The sequence below is a fragment of the Pedobacter petrophilus genome (genome assembly GCF_009674725.1).
In the GTDB taxonomy this organism is placed as follows: Bacteria; Bacteroidota; Bacteroidia; order Sphingobacteriales; family Sphingobacteriaceae; genus Pedobacter; species Pedobacter petrophilus.
The window spans coordinates 101,427-119,819 of record NZ_WKKH01000004.1 but is presented as its reverse complement, the minus strand read 5'-3'; the positions used below and the strand labels follow the sequence as shown (position 1 = coordinate 119,819).

Genomic DNA, 18,393 nt, shown 5'->3' with positions numbered 1-18,393 from the left:
AAAGGTTTAAATTTGGTGCAAAAAAAAACGCCCCGATAAAATCGAGGCGTTCAATATATTTATAATTTTAAGGTCTTATTTTTTCTCTGCAGAGCTACCTAAATCAATTACGATAGGCGTAGAGATACATAATGATGAATACGTACCAATTATACGACCGATTAACAAGGCGAAGATAAATCCGCGGATGCTATCGCCACCGAAAATGAAAATAACCAATAACACGAAGAACACCGTTAATGACGTTAAAATTGTACGACTTAATGTGCTGTTCAATGCGAAGTTGATTAAGTTATTACGTTCTTCTCCATGTAAATCTTCTTTACCAGATTCTTTCAATTTCTCACGGATCCGATCGAATACCACAACAGTTTCTGTCATGGTATAACCCATAACGGTTAAGATTGCTGCAATAAAATCCTGACCAATTTCTAAAGAGAATGGCATTATTCCATCTAAAATCGTGTAGAAAGACAATACCATTAAAACATCATGCGCCAATGCAATTACCGCACCTAAACCATACTGCCATTTTTTGAATCGAACAACAATGTAGATAAACATGAAGATACATGAAATCAATACCGCATAAAATGCACCGTTTACAATATCACTGGCAATAATCGGAGTAACTTTTTGCGAGCTTACCACTTCATATTTGGAACCAGCTAAACCTTTATTCAAGGCATCTTCAACAAATTTATCCGTTTTGACATCCTGATCTTCGATGTGGTAAGTAGTAGTGATTTTTACCTGATTATCTTCACCAGCAGTTTTAACCTCTGGTGTTTCATCTCCAAAAACAGACGTTAATTTTGATTTTAAATCTTCAGTATTTACTGCATTATCGAAGTGAACCAAATAAGTTCTGCCACCTTTAAAATCGACACCTAGATTTAAACCACCATTTTTGAAGTACATCCCAATACCTGCAACAATGATTACTGTAGAGATAATGTAATAGATTTTACGACGACCTACAAAATTGAATGCTAAATTTTTAAATGCATTACGGGTGAAGTTATTATCGAAACTGATTTCGATTTTGCGATCTAACATCGCCTCAAATACTACTCTTGAAATGGCAACTGCTGCAAATAATGATGAAAGAATACCAATACATAAGGTAGTTGCAAAGCCCTGAACCGGACCGCTACCAAATACGTAAAGAATAGCACCTAATATGAATAATGTAACGTTCGAATCGATAATAGAAGGCATTGCATGCTTGAAACCTTCTTTAATTGCTAACGAAACTGTTTTACCGTGGGCAAGTTCTTCACGTACACGTTCGAAAATCAAGATATTCGCATCTACCGATAAACCAATCGTTAGTACGATACCGGCAATACCAGGTAAAGTTAAAACAGCACCTAAAGATACCAGGATACCGATGATGAAGAATAAGTTAATTAACAACGCGAAGTTGGCAACCCAGCCAGCACGGTGGTAATATAAAGCCATGAAGATTAAGATCACTATAAACGCAATCACGAAAGATATTAAACCATCGTGAATAGCTTGTGCACCTAAAGTAGGACCAACTACATAGCTACCTGCAATACGTGCCGGCGCTGGTAATTTACCTGCTTTTAAGATGTTTGATAAATCTTTAGTATCTGCCTGGGTAAAGTTTCCAGTAATGGAAGAAACACCACCGGCAATTTCATTCTGAACCGTAGGTGCAGAATAAACCTGGTTATCGAGTACAATCGCGATAGATTTTTTGTTGTTTGCATCAGCAGCAGCTTCAGCAGTAATTTTTTTCCATTTCGCAGCACCTTCGCTGGTCATGTACATGGTTACTTCTGGTTTGCCTTTTTGATCGAAATCATCTTTTGAATCGCTAATCGCATCACCACCTAAATCAGGCTTTCCATCAGCACTTACTGCTTTAATAGCGTAAAGTTCGAAAACTTTAGAACCTTCTCTCGGTTTAACGCTCCACATAAATTTCATCGTAGATGGAATTGCGGCAGCAACCTCAGGCATTCTCAGGTATGAATTAACTTTAGCAGTATCTTTTTGTAAAGACATACCTACTACAGCACCTGGCATTAATTGTTGTTGCCCGTTTTCTCCCGGATAAACCGGAAGGCTAAGCACAGCATATAATGGGTTAGATTTCGCTAACTCCGCTTTTACAGCAGTAGAATCTTTTTTACCTAAACCAGCAAGTTTACCACCTTTAGCAGTGGTATCTTTCGCAGCAGCTTTTTCTAAACCAGCTAATTTACCACCAGCAGCGGCAGCAGTAGTATCTTTAGTAGTTGCAGGGGCATCAGCTTTTAAAGTAGAAGCCAATGTTTTATTAATGTTTTCAAGCAAAGGCATAACTTCCTGAACCTGATAAACCTGCCAGAACTGCAGTTCAGCAGAACCTTGTAAAAGTTTAGCAATACGCTCTTTATCCTGTACCCCTGGCATTTCAATTAAGATCCGGTTACTACCTTCTTGTTTTTGCATGTTCGGACTTACTACACCGAAACCATCAATACGAGAACGTAACACAGTAAATGAACGATCAATTGCGCTGGTTGCCTCTTTTTCTAAGAAAGATTCAACTTCGCTATTGCTTGCGCTAGGTTTTAACTGAGATGCATTGTCTTGATTAGAGAAATAATCTGCAAGTTTAACACCAGGACTTAATTTTTCAAACTCATCAACAAAAATTTTGATGTAATCTTTACCACCGGCATTTAATTGGATCTGTGCATTTTGAACCGCTTTATTGAAGTTAGCATCAGTAGGGTTGCCCGCTAAAGATTTAACCAATTCTGCTAACGATATTTCCATCGTTACGTTCATCCCACCTTTTAAGTCTAAACCTAAATTAATCTCTTTAGCTTTCACTTCCCCATAAGTAAACCCAACAACCGGATAAACTTTCTCGGTACTCATTGAATCTAAATAAGCTTTTTCTTTAGCTAGATCACCCTTCGCATAGTCTTTGGCGGCTTTTTCTACATTGGATGCTACCAAAGTAAATGAGAGCGCATACGCACAAACGATAGCTAAAACTATCGCTATAAACTTAATAAAACCTTTTCCTTGCATTGTTTGTTTAAAATAATTTGTCTTTCGCTGTTTTTTAACAAGTCGGCAAATCTAATTAAATTTTTAAATTATAGAACCCCTTAACTGATAATTTATTAAGATTAATTTCGATTAGCGCATAATACCAATGCAATCGTTACGTTTCATCCATTTTAATGTTCAAATTATACCAGTTGATTCATTTGGAAAGCAAGAGCAGCAGCATTTGGTTTGGGTTCGCTCCCGCTAAACGCTGTAGCCCGGTAGAAAAAACCGGGGCTGCCGCTTATATCGGGTTTAAGTGGCACGGAAGATATTTCTATTTTCGGCTAAGTGTATAGAACTATCTGAAATTCTTCCGTTTTAAAACCTCAAAAGTATAATCGTACTTATTTTTTTCGTCGGCTTGATGATGCTCGGAACTCAATACTTCCCATTCGCTTCTTTCAAATTCTGGGAAAAAGGTATCTGCATCAAAAGAATGATGGATCGTAGTTAGATAAAGCGTTTCCGTTTTCGGCAAAGCCTGGCGATAAATTTCTGCACCTCCAACTATAAAAACTGGCTTTTCTTCTGTTTTGGTTATCTCCAAAGCCTCATCCAAGCTGGTCACTACTTCAGCACCATCAATTTTCAAAGCCGCATCTCTGGTAATTACAATATTTCTACGGTTAGGTAAGGGTTTGCCGACAGAATCAAATGTTTTTCGGCCCATCACTACCGTATGTCCTGATGTGGTTTGTTTAAAGAATTTTAAATCTGCAGGCATGTGCCACAACAGCTGGTTGTCTTTACCAATCGCTAGGTTTTCGCCTACGGCAACGGCTATTGCTAACCCCCAACCCCCTAAAGAGGGCTTTTCATTTCCATTGTTCATGTTATATTTTCGCTATTTCCAATTCGCCTTTCGCTCCCCCTTCAGGGGCTAGGGGTTAAACCGCTACCACTCCTTTAATATGCGGATGCGCTTCGTAGTTTTCTAAAGTAAAATCTTCAAACTTAAAGTCGAATATGCTTTTTACATCAGGATTAATTTTCATCGTTGGCAAAGGTTTCGGTTCTCTGCTCAGCTGAAGGTTCGCCTGCTCAATATGGTTATTATATAAATGTGCATCACCTAAAGTATGTACAAAGTCCCCTGCTTCTAATCCGCAAACCTGAGCCACCATCATGGTTAATAGCGCATACGATGCAATATTAAAAGGTACCCCCAGAAAGATATCAGCACTGCGTTGATACAACTGGCAACTCAATTTTCCATCGGCCACATAAAACTGGAAAAAAGCATGGCAAGGCGGTAAGGCCATATTTTCAATCTCAGCCACATTCCATGCTGAAACAATGATTCTACGCGAATCTGGATTGTTTTTAATGGTATTGATGATATTTGTAATCTGATCGATATGTTTTCCATCCGGAGTTGGCCAGCTTCTCCATTGCGAACCATAAACCGGGCCTAAGTTTCCATCTGCATCTGCCCATTCATCCCAAATGCGAACGCCATTATCTTTTAGATATTTAATGTTCGTATCGCCGGTTAAAAACCAGATCAATTCGTGGATGATAGATTTTAAGTGCAATTTCTTTGTTGTTACCATCGGGAAACCTTCCTGCAAGTTAAAACGCATCTGATAGCCAAAAACACTTACGGTTCCTGTTCCGGTACGGTCATGCTTTTGAGCACCAGTAGCCAGCACGTGCTGCATTAAATCTAAATATTGTTTCATAACCACGAACCCGCGAAGCAGGCTTCCAAATTTTAAATAATCAATTGAACACAAATATCGAAAATTTATCAAATCTTGAAGTGTTTAGTTTTCGACATCCTGTTTTATTTTAACACGTATGCTTTGGGCTCTTAGAAATTAACCCCTCCACTTAACAAGCTTTATCAATAAATCCATTTGCTGACTTTTAGAAGATGAACTCCGGACTCCAGGCTGGAAACTCCAAACCCAATTTCGTATGTTTGCAATGACTCCAGACTTAATACTCAACATTCCAGACTAAAAATGCTATCCTTTCCAAACGCGAAAATAAATCTAGGTTTAAACATCACTGAGAAACGGGCTGATGGTTACCACAATCTCGAAACGGTTTTCTATCCGGTTAATATTAAAGATGCTGTAGAAATTGTTGATGCTTCAGAAACATCATGCAAGATTCATGGGATTGACATTCCTGGAGATGCGAACGATAATCTGTGTTTTAAAGCGTATCAGTTAATCAAAAACGACTATGATATTCCTGCGCAGCAGATAAATCTATTAAAAAACATTCCGGTTGGCGCTGGTTTAGGAGGTGGATCAGCAGATTGTGCTTTCGTAATTAAATTGATTAATGAAAAATTCAGTTTGGGATTATCGGTAAACCAAATGGAAGGCTATGCCCGTAAACTTGGTGCAGACTGTGCATTTTTTATCGAAAATAAGCCTGTGTATGCGTTTAACAAAGGTGATGAATTTGAAAAATGCGAAGTTGATCTGTCAGGCTGGTTCAAAGTTCTGGTAAAACCGCCTATACACGTTAGTACGGCCGATGCCTATGCGTTGGTAAAACCGCGAAAGCCTTTGCAATCTTTAAAAGAAATTATACATTTGTCTCCAACAACATGGAAAAATAAGGTTATCAACGATTTCGAGCAATCGGTATTTGTAAAGTATCCCCAAATTCATCAAATAAAAGCCAGTTTATACGATGCAGGCGCAACATTCGCTTTAATGAGTGGCAGCGGTTCGTCGGTTTTTGCAATTTTTAACGAACCTGTTAAATTGCCTGAGCTGGAAAAAAACAATTTAGTTTATTATAATATTTAAATTTCGTTTTTCACTATTCGTTTATCGTTGTGAGATAAACGAATAGCGAAAAACGATCAACGATACGAATAACATGAATATAAATCTCATCCGCAAGAGCGGGAAATTTAATTTCGAAGCAGAAAACGAGAGCGGTTTTACTGTAGAATTAGATGCAAAAGCTGCCATTGGTGGCGAAGGCAAAGGTTTCAGACCAATGGAAATGTTATTGGTAGGACTTGGAGGTTGCAGTGGAATTGACATGGTAAACGTATTAACGAAGCAAAAGGAGCCTTTGGATGATATTAAAATAGCCATTAATGCCACGAGAAAAGATGAAGAGATGCCTCCAATTTTTGATGAAATCGAAATTCACTTTGAATTGTTCGGTGATTTAAATACCGGAAAAGTTGAGCGTGCTCTAGCCCTTACTTTCGATAAGTACTGCTCAGTATCTAATATCCTGGGACGTTCTGCAAAAATTAACTTTACTTATAAAATAAATAAGGTTTAGGGGTAGCAAGTATTTAGTATCAAGTCGAACTGACGAAAATGCTGGATGCAAAATAATACTCCATACAAATCTTGATACTCGATACTCAAATCTTGATACTAACAAAAAATGAAATCCGAAAATTTTGAAACCATAGCGATTCGCACTCAAACCGAACGCAGCTTGCATAAAGAACACTCTGCACCAATTTACCTTACTTCGAGTTATAAATTCGATGATGCGGAAGAAATGCGTGCTTTGTTTGCCAATGAAAAAGAAGGCAATGTTTACAGTCGTTATTCAAATCCGAACACTTCAGAATTTATTGAAAAGATGTGTTTGCTTGAAGGTGCAGAAGATGGCTTTGCTACGGCTACTGGCATGGCGGCTATTTTCACCACCTTTGGAGCATTCTTAAAAGCCGGAGACCATATCGTATCAAGTCGGTCGGTTTTTGGCTCAACGCATCAATTACTGACCAATGTTTTTTCTAAGTGGGGCGTAACATTTGATTATGCCGATTTAGACAAACCGCAAGACTGGGAAGCTTTGATTAAGCCAAATACCAAAATGATTTTCGTGGAAACGCCCTCAAATCCGGGAATCGACATTATTGATTTAGAATTTCTTGGTCAGTTGGCAAAAAGACATAACCAGCTTTTAGTGGTTGATAATTGCTTTGCAACTCCTTATTTGCAGCAACCGATCAAATTAGGTGCACATATCTCCATTCATTCGGCTACAAAATACATCGATGGCCAGGGCCGCGTTCTAGGCGGGATAATTTTAGGATATAAAGACCTGATCGCAGAAATTATCGGCTTTGCCCGGCATAGTGGTCCGGCGTTATCTCCATTTAACGCCTGGATTTTATCTAAGAGTTTAGAAACTTTAGCTGTTCGTATGGATCGCCATTGCGAAAGCGCTTTAAAAGTTGCTGAATATTTAGAAAAACATCCTAAGATAAAGTTAGTTAAATATCCATTTTTGCCGTCACACCCTCAATATGAAATTGCTAAAAAGCAAATGAAGCAGGGTGGAGGAATTGTAACTATTGTCGTTGACGGTGGAATTGATGCTGCCCGTAAATTTATGGATAGCCTGCAATTATTTTCCATTTCAGCCAATTTAGCAGATACGCGTTCCATTGCAACGCATCCGGCAACCAGTACGCATAATAAACTGACTGAAGAAGAAAGAAACATTGTGGGTATAGAACAAGGTTCAATCCGTTTATCTATTGGTTTGGAGCATATTAATGATATTTTGGCTGATATTGAGCAGGCATTAGCATAGTGCTGACTGGAACTACAGGCGAGATGGACAAGCATGGCTTAGCTATCTCGCCTTTTTTCAATGATGTATTTTACACATTATTAGAAGAATAAAAATCTGATAAAATAGATCATTTACCGGCTCAGGCAAAATGCTAAACCAAAAACGAACAACGCTCAATATCTCTCTCTGCCTGGTCATTCAAACGATCGACTTCAAACGCTCAACAAAATCATCTCTACTTTAAACTTCTTACCTTACATCAATGCGTAGCTTTTAACCCTGCCGTACATTTGTATCATAAATAAGAAAGGAAGTTTATGTCACAGTTTATTTTGTACAAAGAAAACACCAGAGGCCATGCAAACCACGGCTGGTTAGACGCTCACCACTCATTCAGTTTTGGAAACTATTATAATCCTGAAAGAATGCATTTTGGCGTTTTAAGAGTTTTAAATGATGACTTGATTGATGGTGGAATGGGTTTTGGTGCACATCCACATGATAATATGGAAATCATCACGATTCCATTAGCTGGAACAATTGCGCACAAAGATAGCATGGGGAATACAGCCGAAATAAAGGCTGGCGAAATTCAGGTGATGAGTGCAGGAACAGGCGTAAGTCATAGTGAGTTTAATGCGCTACCTGATGTTCAGCTCAATTTATTGCAAATCTGGTTGTTTCCAAATAAAAAGAATGTTACACCGCGTTATGATCAAAAGGCTTTAGATGTTGCCGCCCGTCATAATAACTTTAAGCAAATATTATCACCAAATAGTGAAGATGATAATGTTTGGATTCATCAGGATGCCTGGTTTTCATTAGGTAAATTTGATGAAGGTTTTGAAACAGAATATAAAATTAAAAAAGAAGGCAATGGCGTTTATGCTTTTGTAATCAGCGGAGAGGTAACTATTAATGGACAAGTTTTAAGTAAAAGAGATGCTATAGGTATTTGGGATACTGAAAGCATTAATTTTATCGCAAATTCTGCAGATGCAGAGGTTTTATTAATGGATGTTCCGATGGAATTAAACTAAATATTTTGATTTTGCCCAAACCTCGTAGGTTTTAAAAACCTACGAGGTTTCTTTTTAAGCAAACTACTTATCGGACTTCTTACATTTAAACATAAAATTTTATGCAAACTACCATTCTTTATATCGGTCGGGATACAGAAATTACCATCGTGATGAACCGCCTTTTAAATGCCCGCCCGGAATGGAAAGGTATTTGCGTGTGCACAGATGAAGAAGCATTAGCAATCTGCTCCGTGGAAGAAATAGATCTGGTGTTGCTCGGCAATGGTATTACCCCTGATGAGGAAGAAAAGATAAAATCAAATCTTTTGAATATCAGACCAGGCGTAAAAATTATTCCGCATTATGGCGGTGGAAGCGGCTTGTTATACGGAGAAATTATGACGGCGTTGAGTTAATTGATGATTATTTGCGAAACTTATATACCAGAAAAGGTAATAGAATAGGCTGTTTGGTTAACGTGTGTAGGTATTTACCTGTTGCAGATCTTCCCTATGCTCTTAATGACAATAAATAAATGCTTGAGGTTGTGGAAGCAAGTTTGTTACGTCGCAGGTCTTATCCCCAGCTGTCATTCTGAAGCATGGAGAATCCCTTAGCCATCAGGTGTGATATTCATTCGGCACTATCTTTTCTTGAAATTATGTATGGATGAAACTAGCTGTTTTACTTCCATAACTATCCAGGGATCTGAAAGGAATAGGTTATTGGTTACCGTCAACTTCGCTACCTATCCGTTAGAGTTTCTTTTCACTCTGAATCACAAATTAACATTCTGCTCAACTAATATAATCCCTGTCCTCGTCGCTTAATTCTTTCTTGGTCGAAACAGGCTGATTTCTCTCAATTTCATTATCGTAGCTGCTGATGGTTTTTTTAGGGCGACCAACAATGAAACCGATAATAAAACCAATAATCACGCAAATTCCAATCACTAATAGTTTTGAAACGGCAACTGTTGCAACCAGGAAATCGAAATCAACAGGATCGGTGTTCACGGTAAGGAAGATGGTTAGCAGTACAGTAAGAATGATGATGAAAATGGTTTTAGTGCTCATGGTATTTTTTATTTGCCCTTGTTAAAAGGCTGGGTTAAAAGCTATAATTGAAAGAAAACTCTAATATCGGATTTTGATTGTATATCTTATTTACGAAAACCAACCTTGCCCCAAGATCTACAACAGGTTGATACCGCAAAATGTTTACGCTGGTATTCAATTCTATCCCATAAGTTTTTGGTTCGCCAATATTCGTATCCTTTCCGATGTTTTCGTAATGAGAAAATAAACCAGCCCTAAAATTTCTAACGTATGCCAGCGGACCTAATTCCCAATCGGGAAAAGCAAAAGGAAAACGATAATTAAGGAGTAAGCTGTTTTGTAGTTTGCTTTTCGCAAGGATATTGTTGTAGCCATAAACCGTGGCGATCTCCGTAGCGTATTGGTTCATGCCACTAGCCTTCTGATAATTGAAACTGGCTAGGAAAGAATGGTTCTTTGCCAACCCTGGAAAATAGAAAAAGCTTTCGAGCGCCAAGATTTCGCCCCGAAGATTTTTGTCAAATGGCTGATGATTATAGGTAGCCCTTAAAACCTGAGCCCACTTCGGTGCAATATCTCTTTCGGTAGTTCTCACACTGTGGTTAAAAGTAAAATTATATTCCATCGGAAATTTTAAAGCTTTAATAAAATTCGATGGCATATTCTCAGGCAGGTATCGTTGCGTAAAACTTGTAGCGGTATTTAAGGTAAAAGCATAGGTTTGATTCCGTGCATTAAAAGATAGCGGAAGAGATGCGTTTAACTTAACATAGTTCTCTCGCCAATCTCCCTGCTGAATCACATTTTTAGCACGATAGAACGTTCGCTTCGGCCTGTTCCTGTAGGTAACGCTTAAAACTGGATATAGTGCCTTATAGCGAATATCAGCACTGTATTCAAAACGCTTTAAATCCCTGTGGTATTTTGCGCCTGTGTAGAAGTCCATTGTGTTCAACAAATTGTTCGACTGAAGCTCCAGACCAAAAACGTATTCGTTTTCGATAACCGGAATCAAACTGTGTACACTAAAAAGATTTAAACCCTGTCGATAGCGTTTCGATTGGAAAGTTGTATCCGGAATATTAGTAAAAACGTTTCCAATATTTTCTTGTTTTTCTGCGGCTTTTGCAAAATCCACAAAGCCGTTTTCGCCAACGGGTTTTCGCTCTATTGAAGTTTCTGCTATTTCATATCCATTAATTTTATAATCGTTGAAAATAATTTTTCCGTTTTCAGTTTCTGAAGGATTGAAAGCGCCATATTTGGATGCAGTTAGTGCCGTAATTTTTTTAGAACTAATATCAATTTCATAAATATTATCTATCCCATTGAAGTGCGCATTAAAAGCAATTTTATCACCGATAAAAATTGGTCTGCTTAATTGCTGTCTGCTCTCAGAAATTAGCAATGTCTTTTTATCGCCCTCCAGTAAATTTAAATTTTTTCCTTTTTCAGTAACGCTGATATAAGTAATTTTATTTCCGGTATTGTCGAAACCGGGCATTTGCAGAATTTCATTTTCTAAGTTAGGAAAGGTTTTCAAAATGGCACCGTTGCTCGCGTCAATTTCCACCAGGTTGAATTGATTATTTAGCTCAATCTTAACAGCAATGATCTTCTTGCCATCATGAGATAGGGTGGGGGAGAAGAGTCTGCTTTGGTTGCTAAGTTTTTTAAATTTTTTTGTCTTTAAGTTATAAGAACAAATCACGCTGTAGCTTCTCTGTTTATAACGCGGATCGTAGCGGATTTCATCCCAAACCAGAACGTTATTTTGTAAGCTAAACCAAGGCTGTTCCTGGTAGCCAATTCCGAATAATTTTTGTTCAGATTGATCATCGTTTATCAGTACAAAATGCCGTGGTTCCTGCTTGCTTTCTTTAAGCGCTAAAACTTGTTTATTGTTCCATCTAATTGGTAAAAAATAATTGGTTGCCAGTTCAGTTTTTTTGTTGATAGAAATGTAGTCTTTAGTAAATGTTTCCATCTGCTGATTTTTCCATTTTTCTGCGACGTTATCCTGCGTAGACAAGAAGTATTTCCTGGTGTTTTTTCCTGTGTATTTTTTCAGGCTTTTTGAGAAAGGATAAATTCTGATTGGCCGTTTTCTAATGTCTCCCAGTAAGCTGTCTGATATGAACTGGCCAAATTTTTCTCTCATGTCTGCAACCATCAGATACCCGGTTTGATAGTAGCCCGGAGTAATGTCTTTATTCGATCCGAAATAAGCTTTACTATAGGATAATTTTTTGCCTTTCAAAATTGAGGTCCGGTAAGGCATGATCCAGTTTGGTTGCCGGCCCCGACCCGACGCTGTCAATGCCGTTTCATTTACTACAGCGTCGCCTTCGAAAAACCAGATCGGAATGCCCGCTCCAAAGTAAGCGAAGTAAACCAGTTCAGGGAACGGACGAGCTTTACTCCCTGTCAGTTTGTCAAACTGAGCGATGTGCCGAAGTTCATGAACCGCCAGGTTATTTAGCCAATCCTGGCTATCAAAATACTGCGGAGGTGTAGTGTAGAATTCAGACTTCTTCGGTCCAAGTTGAACAAAGCCATTAGCAACCGTTCCCTGGTTTTGGAGCAGGAGCGGGATGGACGTTTTTTGCTGTCTTAATCCTAGTCCAACTTTCGGGTAAATAAAAGGTAATGTCCTGGCCATTCTTTGTGCATCATTTTCGAGCTGCCTGGGATAGATAATTTTGAAACCTCCTGATTCAATATAGTTCCAATCTACACTAAGTGGGTTCTGCGCAGTACTGAAGATTTGGCCAAAAACCGAATATGATATAATACTTAATGATATTGACGTTAAGTATCTGATAATTAATTTACTGTTGCGTTTATTTAACTTCATTTATCGGTGATGCTAAAATTATTAGTTTTTGTGATTTTAATATGCTTCATTAAACTTTGTATTAACTTTAGTAAGATTGTTTTTTTTAACTGATAATCAGTTTATTATGTATATTATGTAAATTCTATATTCCATGTGTTTATGGGTATTTATAGTTGGAATTTAGCAATTTAAATGCCTATAGTTACATTTTTATAGTGCATTGAATTCAGTGCTTTAAATTACACTTATTAATCGATTTTATGAGAAAATTTTCCTCAGTTTCCCCAAGTGATGATGCCACTAGGATCGAAATCATTTTTGCGCTAAGCGAAATATTGAACTCAATTTTGATTCTCCGCAATGAAAAATCCACTGATGCTAAACTTTGAGTTTGAAAATCGATCAGTGATCTTCAGTCAATCTGGGTTATTTGTTTCGATTTTTACCAGCTTAACGATTATTGAAATTGTGAAATTCCTAATAATCTGCGAATCGGTTTTCGTATTTCACTATTGTTTTGGTAACTAAACTGGAAATATTATTACTGTCTTTATGTCACTTATTTAATATTTTTAATTTTTATTTAGTTGAATGATCTGGTATATTAATTTCCAATAAGTGACAATGATTTATTTTTCAGTAGGGTTTATGCTTGGAGGATATCGGAATAATCTGGATTATCTTAACCCTCAGCTTACTTTTTGATCATCAATTTTCTACCGAAATTTATACTTCAACTGCAAAATTTGTATGATTTTAAAAGTTTAAAATTCCCAAAACACCTCAATTTTAGCACTCATAATTGCAATTCTATCGAGTATTTAACAACTACGGTACGTTTTTAGGTTTTTATCAGCGAATCTGGATAAACTAATATTTGCAGGTGTAATGTGTTTTAAATCAATGTTTTAATCAGCTTTCAGTAGGCTTTATTAAGCCCTTAAGAATTAAGTACTAAAGTTCTTTTATGGAGAATCATAAAAGTGAATTTAAAGATTTTAGCTCAAAATATGGCTGCAGTCCCCTTATTTTTAGGTCCATTTTTGAGTTCATTTATAGCTGTTTTTGTAACCTATGCTATGGGTGTTGAATTATTTTGTGAATCTTGATTGGTAATACTTTAGGCAAGAAAGGAGTATAGACCGCTATGAATTTTAGGTTGTAGGAATGATTAAATTATGATAAAACACCCTTGGTTCAGCCTATACTTTAAGGGGTAAGATGCAACGGTATTGATTGAAAAAATTGATCATTTGATTAGCGGAAGACCCAATATTATCCGTGTAAAATGATAGTCATTTAGTACTTGAGGAAAGGCCTTAAAACAGGTTGTTTTTGGTGCAGATTAATGTATTACTTTGTTGCATAAATGAGATTGAAAAAACTCCAAATTTTATACTTTACTTTTCCTTTTTTTATAGATAGGATAAAAGAAAATTGTGCTTAAAATAATAATAGCTCCGATATAAAAACCGCCAGTCATTTGCTCCCTGTCTTTGAAGAAAATAAAGGCTAAAAGAATTCCATAAACGGGCTCCAGATTGGTGATCAATGCCACCCGAAATGCAGATAAGGTTCTCATAACAGATACCCCCGCAACGTAGGCTACCGAGGTGCAAAGCGTGCCCAAAATACCGATATAAAACCAATCATTTAAGCTCAGGTTGAATGAAGAGTTGATTAATGACCCATCATATAAACGGTATAAGGTGATCCAGAAAAGGCCGCCAACCAGTTCGTAAAAACCAATAATTGAGGGTTCGCTTTTTTGTACCAGTGTAGAATTAATAGTGGAGAATAAGCTCGATGCTACGGCTGCAAGTAATCCAAAAATAATCCCCAAAGTATATTGACTTTCAAATTTGAAGATCATGTAAATACCTAGAATAATGATTAAGCCGACTAAAATATCACCGATCTGGATTGGCTGTTTTTTAATCAGTGGTTCCAGAATTGCAGTAAATAAAGTGAAAGAAGAAAGGCAAACCAAGGTAACCGAAACGGTCGAAACTTTGATGGCATGAAAGAAAAATATCCAATGGATAGCAACGATTGCACCCGTTAAGAAGAATTGGATAAATTGTTTTTTTGTAATTTTTATATTCTTTTTAGTAATCAGAAACCAGGCCAAAAGTGTGGTTGTGGCAATCAAAACCCGGTACCAAACCAGCGGTACGGCATCTATTGAAATTACCTTACCAAGCACCCCGGTAAAGCCCCAGATTAATACAGTGAAATGAAGAATTAATAAGTTTTTTTTGGTGCTTTCCATGATTACTTTGGCGCTCTCTTCAGTAAATAAATGCCGAGTAAACCAAAGGCAATGGTGGGGGAAATTACGGCAATTACCGGTGGTAATCCACCTTTAGTAGAAAACATCTGGGTAAATTGATTGAAAACGATATAAGCGAAACTGATAAAGATCCCGATCCCTAATGAAACGCCTACGCCACCGCGTACTTTACGTGATGATAGCGCCACGCCAATCAGGGTTAAGATGTAGGCCGAAAGCGGGTGTAAAAATCTTTTATATTGTTCAAATTCCAGATCGTTCATGATCCCCGTTCCCCTGACTTTTTCCTTCCGGATTTTGTCTGCCAGCTCTTCAGTAGACAAGTTTTGAACCACATTTGCATAGGCTGAAAAATCATTCGGACGCATATCCAGAATGGTATCTTTTAGTTTACCATTGCCGTAAATCATCGATTCTTTTAAGCCATTTATTCTGCGAATGGAGTAATTGCTCAGCTGCCATTTTCGCTTCGTAGAATCCCATTTAATATTGTCTGCTACGATCTTTTGCACCAGTACATCTCCGTTAAAATTATCGAGCGAAAACCGGTATCCATAATTCGTTTTGTTATCAAAACTTTCCAGATAGATGTAAGTTTTGTCATCCAGTTTCATGTGGATATTTGTCTTCGTTGAAGGATCGTTACGCTTAACGTAGGTATTTTCAAAACTGTTTTTTAGCGTATTGGTGTAAGGTAAAATGTAAAGATTGGAGGCTAAATTGGCAGAGAAAATTACGGTAGCTGAAATGAAATAAGGTAAGAGAAATCTGTTGAAGCTAACGCCTCCACTTAAGATTGGAACAATCTCTGTCTGATCAGCCATTTTAGCGGTGAAGAAAATCACTGCAATAAAGTTAATCAGCGGGGAGAGCATGTTCACATAAAAAGGAATTGAACCAGCATAGTATTTGGACAGAATGCCCCAGAAGCTGAGTCCGCTCTTCATAAAATCATCCATTTTTTCGGATAGATCAAATACCACAATAATGATTACGAAAATAGCCAGTGTATAAAAAAATGTACCCAGGTATTTACCGATAATATACTGATCAACGATTTTTATCTTCCCTTTTAACAGACTCATTCTTATAATTTTTGGCCTAAAACCTTCACCATTTTATTCTTCCAGTCGTAGAATTCGCCTGAAATTATTTTCTCTCTTGCTTGCTTAACCAGCCAGAGGTAGAAGTGTAGGTTGTGTAAAGTAGCAATTTGCGCTCCAAGCATTTCTTTGCTGTGCACTAAGTGTCTTAAATATGCTTTGCTGGTTACCTGGTCTGCATGTAAATCGCTTTCAGCATCCAACGGAGAAAAATCATTTTCCCACTTTTTGTTTCTGATATTGATAATCCCATTCCTGGTAAAAAGCATCCCATTTCTGGCGTTTCTGGTTGGCATAACACAATCAAACATGTCAACACCAAGCGCTATGTTCTCCAAAATGTTAATTGGCGTACCCACCCCCATTAAGTAACGGGGTTTTTCGTAGGGTAATATATCACAAACTACTTCCGTCATGGCATACATTTCTTCGGCAGGTTCACCAACAGATAATCCACCAATTGCATTGCCTTCGCGGTTCATGCTGGCGATAAATTCTGCTGATTTTATTCTCAGATCTTTATAGACAGAGCCTTGAACAATAGGAAACAGGGTTTGATCGAAACCATATTTTGGCTCCGTATTGTCAAAACGGGTGCAGCAACGCTTTAACCAACGGTGCGTCATTTTTATCGACTGGGCCGCATAAGTATAATCGCATGGATATGGGGTACACTCATCAAAGGCCATGATAATATCTGCACCAATGGTCCGCTGAATATCCATTGCATATTCGGGTGTAAAAAGGTGTTTTGATCCGTCAATATGTGAATGGAAAGTAACACCTTCTTCTTTAATTTTACGTACTTTACTCAGCGAATATACCTGGTATCCACCGCTATCAGTTAAAATCGGACGATCCCAACCTATAAATTTATGTAAACCTCCGGCGGTTTCCAGGATATCTAAACCTGGCCTCAAATACAAATGATAAGTGTTACCTAATATAATTTTAGCATCAATATCATCTTTCAACTCCCGCTGATGCACGGCCTTAACCGTTCCGGCTGTGCCAACTGGCATAAAGATAGGGGTTTGGATCTCGCCATGGGCAGTTGTAACGGTCCCGGCTCTGGCTTTTGAAAGTGGATCGTTTGCCTGTAAAGTAAATTTCATATAGGTTACAAAAGTAACAAATTTAACACACCTATATATATTGTTTAGTAGTTAAATGGCCTAAACCAAACAATTGCGATACCGCTGATGGCTTAGCAAAGTGACAGAATTAATTTATTTTAGATTTTGAATCTGTAGGCTAAATTAAATTGGCAGGTTTTTTTAAACATCAGGTATATTGCAGATTTAAAATGCGAAATTTGCGCCTGTTTATTTAACCACTGTGATATTAACCTTACCAGAAATTATCCTGCTGGCCATATTGGCTTTCTGCCTTTTAGTTCAGCTTTATTACGTATTATTTGTTCATTTAAAGTTAGCGAATGCAACCGTAGAGGAAGTTCCGTTTATTGGCAGAAAACCAGTCAGCGTAATTGTATGTGCCCGAAACGAAATTAAAAACCTAAATGAATACCTGCCTTCGTTAATGACCCAAAATTATCCGGATTATGAGGTTGTTGTGGTTAATGACCGTTCCTGGGATGGTACAGAGGAATTTCTGGAACAAATGGAGGAGAGATACAGCAATTTAAAGGTTGTAAAAATATTAGATAATGATAAGTTTTTGGCCGGTAAAAAGTTCGCCGTAACCATGGGCATCAAGGCAGCTAAACATGATTGGTTGGTTTTTACAGATGCAGACTGTACTCCGGCATCAGCGCAATGGTTGATGGATATGCAGCAACCTGCCGATGAAAATGTAGAAATCGTTTTAGGTTATTCGCCTTATATTAAAAGGCCTGGATTATTAAATGCATTGATTCGCTTTGAAACGTTTTTCACCGCAGTAAACTACCTTTCGTTTGCATTGAAAGGAATGCCGTACATGGGGGTTGGTAGAAATATGGCGTATAAAAAAGCGCTGTTCTTTAAAAATAAAGGTTTTGCGGCACACATGCATATTCCATCTGGTGATGATGATTTATTTGTAAATGCCCATGCAAACCGATCCAATACGGAGATCCGAATAAATATGGAAAGCCATGTGTGGAGCGAGCCTAACCGCACCTGGGGCGGATATCTTAAACAGAAAAAACGTCATTTTGGAGCTGGAAAGATGTATAAAGCGAAGCACAAATTCATTTTAAGCTTACAGATCATTTTTCAGTTTCTGTTCTATGGCTTTTTTGTAGCCAGTATGTTTTTAGGCAGGGAAGCACAATACATTGCCGGAGGAATTTTTTTGCTTAGCCTGATTATCAAAAGCTTTATTTATCCAAAGTTGCTCAAACGTTTAAACTACGGCGATTTACGTTGGTGGTTCCCAATATTAGATATACTTTTGTTTCTGTTTTTAATGTTGAACGGATTTCTGGCCATGTTTGGCAAGAAAAAAGTAAATTGGAAATAATTACAATCAT

The 18,393-nt window shown here is 37.6% G+C and carries 14 protein-coding genes; 6 read left to right on the top strand and 8 right to left on the bottom strand.

Features of this window, described 5'->3' with window-relative positions; genetic code table 11:
- Positions 1-75: 75 nt before the first annotated feature.
- The 3 genes from secDF to GJU39_RS03765 form a co-directional block, all read right to left on the bottom strand.
- The gene (gene secDF, locus GJU39_RS03775; protein WP_154279361.1) at positions 76-3,057 is read right to left on the bottom strand and encodes a protein translocase subunit SecDF; all 2,982 of its coding nucleotides are present in this window, start codon (positions 3,055-3,057) and stop codon (positions 76-78) included.
- A 322-nt stretch (positions 3,058-3,379) separates the two neighbouring features.
- A complete protein-coding gene (locus GJU39_RS03770; protein WP_154279360.1) occupies positions 3,380-3,913 on the bottom strand; it encodes a dihydrofolate reductase in 534 nt (177 codons plus the stop codon).
- Between the two features lie 55 nt (positions 3,914-3,968).
- Complete coding sequence (locus tag GJU39_RS03765) at positions 3,969-4,763, bottom strand: thymidylate synthase (protein WP_154279359.1); 795 nt, start codon at positions 4,761-4,763, stop codon at positions 3,969-3,971.
- 285 nt (positions 4,764-5,048) lie between these two features.
- Here GJU39_RS03765 and ispE point away from each other — a divergent pair, with 285 nt between their 5' ends.
- The 5 genes from ispE (at position 5,049) to GJU39_RS03740 (ending at position 9,040) form a co-directional block, all read left to right on the top strand.
- Positions 5,049-5,852 (top strand): 4-(cytidine 5'-diphospho)-2-C-methyl-D-erythritol kinase, encoded by an 804-nt coding sequence (gene ispE, locus GJU39_RS03760; protein WP_154279358.1) that lies wholly within the window; start codon positions 5,049-5,051, stop codon positions 5,850-5,852.
- A gap of 73 nt (positions 5,853-5,925) precedes the next feature.
- Entirely contained in the window at positions 5,926-6,345 is a 420-nt protein-coding gene (locus GJU39_RS03755; RefSeq protein ID WP_154279357.1) for an OsmC family protein, read from the top strand.
- Positions 6,346-6,453: 108 nt separating this feature from the next.
- Entirely contained in the window at positions 6,454-7,620 is a 1,167-nt protein-coding gene (locus GJU39_RS03750) for a trans-sulfuration enzyme family protein (protein WP_154279356.1), read from the top strand.
- A 299-nt stretch (positions 7,621-7,919) separates the two neighbouring features.
- Positions 7,920-8,642: a pirin family protein gene (locus GJU39_RS03745; RefSeq protein WP_154279355.1), complete on the top strand. Its 723-nt coding sequence runs from the start codon at positions 7,920-7,922 to the stop codon at positions 8,640-8,642.
- Positions 8,643-8,743: 101 nt separating this feature from the next.
- Positions 8,744-9,040: a hypothetical protein gene (locus GJU39_RS03740; RefSeq protein WP_154279354.1), complete on the top strand. Its 297-nt coding sequence runs from the start codon at positions 8,744-8,746 to the stop codon at positions 9,038-9,040.
- A 381-nt stretch (positions 9,041-9,421) separates the two neighbouring features.
- On the opposite strand, the gene GJU39_RS03735 is transcribed toward GJU39_RS03740, so the two are convergent.
- The 5 genes from GJU39_RS03735 to tgt all read right to left on the bottom strand — a co-directional run bounded on the left by GJU39_RS03735 (position 9,422) and on the right by tgt (position 17,032).
- A complete protein-coding gene (locus tag GJU39_RS03735; RefSeq protein WP_154279353.1) occupies positions 9,422-9,700 on the bottom strand; it encodes a lipopolysaccharide assembly protein LapA domain-containing protein in 279 nt (92 codons plus the stop codon).
- A 34-nt stretch (positions 9,701-9,734) separates the two neighbouring features.
- A complete protein-coding gene (locus GJU39_RS03730) occupies positions 9,735-12,539 on the bottom strand; it encodes a TolB-like translocation protein (protein WP_154279352.1) in 2,805 nt (934 codons plus the stop codon).
- 1,375 nt (positions 12,540-13,914) lie between these two features.
- Entirely contained in the window at positions 13,915-14,793 is an 879-nt protein-coding gene (locus tag GJU39_RS03725; protein WP_154279351.1) for a DMT family transporter, read from the bottom strand.
- A gap of 2 nt (positions 14,794-14,795) precedes the next feature.
- On the bottom strand, positions 14,796-15,899 hold the full coding sequence (locus GJU39_RS03720) for an LptF/LptG family permease (RefSeq protein WP_154279350.1): 1,104 nt from the start codon (positions 15,897-15,899) through the stop codon (positions 14,796-14,798).
- 2 nt (positions 15,900-15,901) lie between these two features.
- Positions 15,902-17,032: a tRNA guanosine(34) transglycosylase Tgt gene (gene tgt, locus GJU39_RS03715; protein ID WP_154279349.1), complete on the bottom strand. Its 1,131-nt coding sequence runs from the start codon at positions 17,030-17,032 to the stop codon at positions 15,902-15,904.
- A 223-nt stretch (positions 17,033-17,255) separates the two neighbouring features.
- Here tgt and GJU39_RS03710 point away from each other — a divergent pair, with 223 nt between their 5' ends.
- A complete protein-coding gene (locus tag GJU39_RS03710; protein ID WP_342448173.1) occupies positions 17,256-18,383 on the top strand; it encodes a glycosyltransferase in 1,128 nt (375 codons plus the stop codon).
- Positions 18,384-18,393 lie beyond the last annotated feature (10 nt).